General features: G+C 47.6%; 2 pseudogenes. Both read left to right on the top strand.

The annotated features are described in order from the left end of the window. Positions 1–242, top strand: a pseudogene (locus IR083_RS16640) (hypothetical protein); the annotation flags it as partial. A gap of 148 nt (positions 243–390) precedes the next feature. Beyond that, positions 391–725, top strand: a pseudogene (locus IR083_RS16635) (hypothetical protein); the annotation flags it as partial.

The following is a 725-nucleotide window of genomic DNA, read 5'->3' as shown; positions in this document are numbered from 1 at the left end:
ATAACTGGTTAGGTGAATTTTACAGGCGCATCAAGGCCAAAAGCGGTGCACCAACAGCCATAAAAGCGACTGCTCGCAAGCTGGCAATTATTTTTTACCGGATGCTCAGGGATAAAAAAGAGTTTTCGCCTTTACCTCTTGACGAGTATAATCACTATTTCAAGGAACGAAGAATTAAATACGTTGATAAACAGGCCGCTAAGTATGGTTTTAGATTAGTGCCTATCGATAGCGTTTCTTAAGAGTAAACAGTAAGCAGTAAGCAGTAAACAGTAAGCAGTAAATTCAATTAGCAGATTAGCAAATAGCGCGAAGCGGCTTTACGGTAATCAGTAAGCAGAGAACAGAACTATAACCGATACCATATATGAACAATTAAACTTTAGAATTATGAAACGAAAGCTATGTAGTTTTTTAACGGGGCTGATCCTGCTTACGGGATTTACAGCCTGCAGTACGGATGAAGGAACCGGAAAAGAAGGAACCGTCCCGGGCGGTACGACCCACATGGGCCTGATGCTGTCGCTGGTGCAGAACCGGTCCGTCAAGGCGACGGATGACCCGGACTATAACGCCGCAGGGCAGTATTCCGGTGTAACGGACATCGTTACCCTGGACCTGTACCTGCTCTCGTCCGACGGGGCTACGCTGCTGGATGCGCGGCGCTTCGGGACCAGCGATTTCCTTTTCGGGGCGAATCCCGACGGGAGCGATGCCATAAAGCT

Source organism: Dysgonomonas sp. GY75, from assembly GCF_015234155.1.
Taxonomy (GTDB): Bacteria; Bacteroidota; Bacteroidia; order Bacteroidales; family Dysgonomonadaceae; genus Dysgonomonas; species Dysgonomonas gadei.
This window is presented reverse-complemented; position numbering and strand designations above follow the sequence as displayed.